This window comes from Acidiphilium sp. PM (genome assembly GCF_000219295.1).
Lineage (GTDB): Bacteria > Pseudomonadota > Alphaproteobacteria > Acetobacterales > Acetobacteraceae > Acidiphilium > Acidiphilium multivorum.
Map to the genome: position 1 here is coordinate 1 of NZ_AFPR01000309.1, position 4,304 is coordinate 4,304.

At 71.4% G+C, this 4,304-nt stretch carries 5 protein-coding genes; all 5 read left to right on the forward strand.

The window, feature by feature from the left end; translation table 11 throughout:
* Positions 1–792, forward strand: a 792-nt coding sequence (locus APM_RS11855; protein WP_007423619.1) for a deoxyribodipyrimidine photo-lyase, incomplete at its 5' end; no start/stop codon positions are given.
* Positions 789–2,069 carry an NAD(P)/FAD-dependent oxidoreductase gene (locus tag APM_RS11860; protein ID WP_007423620.1) on the forward strand — a complete coding sequence of 427 codons (1,281 nt, stop codon included), beginning with the start codon at positions 789–791 and terminating at the stop codon, positions 2,067–2,069. The genes APM_RS11855 and APM_RS11860, both read left to right, overlap by 4 nt.
* Positions 2,066–2,830, forward strand: a complete 765-nt coding sequence (locus APM_RS11865; RefSeq protein ID WP_007423621.1) for a DUF1365 domain-containing protein — start codon at positions 2,066–2,068, stop codon at positions 2,828–2,830. Before APM_RS11860 ends, APM_RS11865 begins: the two co-directional genes overlap by 4 nt.
* Positions 2,827–4,044, forward strand: coding sequence for a cyclopropane-fatty-acyl-phospholipid synthase family protein (locus APM_RS11870; RefSeq protein ID WP_007423622.1), 1,218 nt, complete (start codon positions 2,827–2,829; stop codon positions 4,042–4,044). Before APM_RS11865 ends, APM_RS11870 begins: the two co-directional genes overlap by 4 nt.
* A 12-nt stretch (positions 4,045–4,056) precedes the next feature.
* Positions 4,057–4,304, forward strand: a 248-nt coding sequence (locus APM_RS11875) for an MFS transporter (RefSeq protein WP_007423623.1), incomplete at its 3' end; no start/stop codon positions are given.

A 4,304-nucleotide genomic window follows, 5' to 3' on the forward strand; every position in this document is an offset into this window, starting at 1 on the left:
GACGCCTTCCTCGCCGATGGCTTCGGCGAGTACGACCGCCAGCGCGACCTGCCGGGGATCGCCGGCACCTCCGGCCTGTCGCCGCACCTGCATTGGGGCGAGATCGCGATCGACGCGGTCTGGCGCGCGGCGGTGGCAGCACCGGGGCGCGACGCGGCGCGGCAGACCTTCCTCAAGGAGCTGATCTGGCGCGAATTCGCCGCCTATCTGCTCTGGCACACGCCGGACCTCGCGACCCGGCCGATGAAGGCGCAATTCGCCGCCATGCCCTGGCGGGAAAGCGCGGCGGATCTCGCCGCCTGGCAGCACGGGCGGACCGGGGTGCCCATCGTCGATGCCGGGATGCGCCAGCTCTGGCAGACCGGCTGGATGCACAACCGGGTGCGGATGATCGTCGCCTCCTTCCTGGTCAAGCACCTGCTGCTGCCCTGGCAGGCGGGGGAGCGCTGGTTTCATGACTGTCTCGTCGATGCCGACGCGGCCTCGAACGCGGCCTCGTGGCAATGGGTGGCGGGCAGCGGGGCGGATGCGGCGCCCTATTTCCGCATCTTCAACCCGGTGTTGCAGGGGCGGAAATTCGACCCGGACGGCGCCTATGTCCGCCGTTTCGTGCCGGAGATCGCCAACCTGCCGGACAAATACCTCCACGCGCCGTGGGAGGCGCCGGAGATCGTGCTGCGCGGCGCCGGCGTACGGCTCGGGGCGAGCTATCCGCGGCCCGTCGTCGACCTCGCCGAGGGGCGCGAGCGCGCACTCGCCGCCTTCGCCGCGATCAGCGGGAAGGCGTCGTGAGCGGCGCGCGGCTGGCCGTGATCGGCGGCGGCATCGCCGGCATGGCGATGGCCTGGCTCGCGCGGGCGCGGCGGGATGTCGTGCTGTTCGAGGCCGAGCGCCAGCTCGGCGGCCATGCCGACACCCAGCATGTGCGGCTCGGCGCGCAGGAGATCGCCGTCGATACCGGGTTCATCGTGCTGAACGACCGCAACTATCCGAACCTCGAAGCCTTCTTCCGCGAACTCGGCGTCGCCACCCACGACACCGACATGTCCTTCGGCGTGTCGATCGGCGGGGGCGAGCTTGAATATGGCGGCGGCTCGCTGGCGCAGCTCTTCGCGCAGAGGCGCAACCTGGTCCGCCCGCGCTTCCTGCGCATGCTGCGCGACGTGATGCGCTTCAACCGCGAGGCGCCGTCGCTGCTGCACGCGACCGGCGACGAATCGCTCGGCGCCTGGCTCGATCGCAACGGCTACGGCCGGGATTTCGTCGAGGATCACATCCTGCCGATGGGGGCGGCGATCTGGTCCGCCTCGGTCGAGGGGATGCGGGCCTTCCCGGCGCGGCATTTCGCCCGGTTCTTCCACAATCACGGCCTGCTGACGCTGAACGACCGGCCGCAATGGCGCACGGTGACCGGCGGCTCGCGCCGCTATGTCGAGCGTGTGGCGGCGACGCTCGGCCGGCGGGTGCGGCTTTCGGCGCCGGTGCGGCAGGTGCGGCGCGCGGAAGGGGGTGTCATCGTCGTCACCGATGCGGGAGAAGAAACGTTCGACGAGGTGGTGTTCGCCTGCCATGCCGACCAGGCGCTGGCGATGCTCGCCGACCCCGCCCCGCAGACGCGCGAGATCCTCGGCGCGGTGCGCTTCCAGCCCAACCGCGCCGTGCTGCATACCGACACGGCGCTGATGCCGCGGCGGCGGGCGGTGTGGTCGTCGTGGAACTATCTCGCCCGCGACGCCGCCGATCACGGCCGCGCCGTCAGCGTCACCTACTGGATGAACCGGCTGCAGGGGCTGCGCTCGGAGCGGCCGCTGCTGGTCAGCCTCAACCCGCTGGTCGAGCCCGATCCGGCGACGGTGCTGCGCGTGCGCGACTATGCCCATCCGCAATTCGACGCGGCGGCGATGGCGGCGCAGGAACGGCTCGGCGAGATCCAGGGGCGGGACGGGCTCTGGTTCGCCGGCGCCTGGACCGGCTGGGGGTTCCACGAGGACGGCATCGCCTCGGCCGCGCGGGTGGCGCGGGCGATGGGCCTGCCCGTATCCTGGCAGGGCGCGGACGGGGCGCCGTGAATCCACCCGGGATCTATGCCGGCGTGCTGCGCCATGTCCGCCACGTGAAGCCGCGCCGCGCCTTCGCCTACCGGCTCTGGATGCTCGACATCGATCTCGACGCGATCGACGATTTCGCCGCCGCAAGCCGCGTCTTCCGCCACAACCGCTTCGGCCTGATCGCCCTGCACGACCGCGACCACGGCCCGCGCGACGGCTCGGCACTGCGCCCCTGGGTGGAAGCGGCGCTGGACGATGCCGGACTTTCCGCCTTCGCCGCCCGCATCCGTTTGATCACCATCCCCCGTATCCTCGGGTATGCGTTCAACCCGATCAGCTTCTATGTCTGCTACGACCGGGAGGGCCGGCTCGGCGCCGTGCTGCACCAGGTGAAGAACACGTTCGGCGACCAGATCGGCTACCTGATCCCGGCACCGGCGGGATCGCCGATTCGCCAGCGCGCGGCCAAGCGCATGCACGTCTCGCCGCTGTTCGACATGCAGGGCGGCTACGAGTTCACCCTCACCCCGCCCGGGCGCCGCTTCGCGATCCGCATCGTCCACGGCGCTCCGGCGCCGCGGCTGACCGCCTCGATGGCGCTCATCCGCCGCCCCGCCACCGACGCCGCGCTGCTGCGCGAGGTGCTGCGCATGCCGCTGCTGCCGCTCAAGATCATCGCCGCGATCCACTGGCAGGCGCTGCTCACCCTGCTGCGCGGCGCGACCTTCCACCGCGAGCCGAAAGACGGCCACCCGCCGATCGTCCGAGGAGACCCCGCATGACCGACGCCACCGCCCTCTCCGCCCCGCCGCTGCCACGCGACCGCAGGCTGCGCCTCGGCCTCGGCATCGCGCGGATGATCCGCGTGGGCACGCTGGAAGTGGTGCTGCCGGACGGCTCCGTGCACCATTTCGCCGGCGCCGCGCACGGCCCGGCCGCGACGATGATCGTGCGCGACGCGCGGATGATCGCGAGGCTCGCCTTCGGCGGCAGTCTCGGCCTCGCCGAGGCCTATCTCGATGGCTGGTGGGACAGCCCCCGCCTGATCGACGTGCTGCGCCTCGGCACGCTGAACGAGGAAAGCTGGGAGGACATGCTGCGCGGCAAGCTCTGGGCGCGGGCGGCGAGCTTCCTCGCCCACCGGCTGCGGCCCAACACGCGGCGCGGCGCGCGGCGCAACATTTCCGAGCATTACGATCTCGGCAACGATTTCTACGCCGCCTGGCTCGACCCCAGCATGACCTATTCCGCCGCCCTGTTCGCGCCGGGCCAGGCCGGGCTGCAACCCGCGCAGGACGCGAAATATCACCGGCTCTGCCGCGCCCTCGGCCTCGAACCGGGGATGCGGGTGCTGGAGGTCGGCTGCGGCTGGGGCGGCTTCGCCGAGATCGCGGCGCGGGACTACGGCGCCCATGTCACCGCCATCACCCTCTCGCGCGAGCAGCTCGCCTATGCGCGGGCGCGGATCGCGGCGGCGGGGCTGGGCGGGCAGGTGGAGTTCCGGCTGCAGGATTACCGCGACGTGCCCGAAACCTTCGACCGCATCGCCTCGATCGAGATGTTCGAGGCGGTGGGCGAACCGTTCTGGCCGGCCTATTTCGCCGCCCTGCGCGACCGGCTGGCGCCGAGCGGGCTCGCCGCGCTGCAGGTGATCACCATCGCCGACCGGTATTTCGAGGAATACCGCCGCAAGGCCGATTTCATCCAGCGCTATGTCTTTCCCGGCGGCATGCTGCCCTCGCCCACGCGGCTGCGCGCCGAGATCGCCCGCGCCGGCTTCGCGCTCCGCGACGCGTTCCATTTCGGCCAGGACTATGCCGAGACGCTGGCCCGCTGGCAGGACGCGTTCCAGTCCGCCTGGCCGCGGATCGCGCGGATGTCGCCGCAATATGACGGGCGGTTCAAGCGGCTCTGGGAATTCTATCTCGCCTATTGCGAGGCCGGGTTCCGCGCCGGGTGGACCGATGTCGGCCAGTTCCTGATCGCGCGGGGCTGATTGGCCGCGCGGATGACGCGGCGGAAGCGGCTGATCTATGCCGCCCCCGCCCTGCCGCTGGCCATGCTGGGCCTGCCGCTGCTGGTGATCCTGCCGGATTTCTGGGCCGGCGCGATGCGGCTCGATCTCGCGACCGTCGGCATCGTGCTGACCGCGGTGCGGATCTTCGACGTGGTGATCGACCCGATGGTGGGGCGGCTCTCCGACCTCAGCCGCTCGCGCTTCGGGCGGCGCAGGCCATTCATGGCGCTGGCGATGCC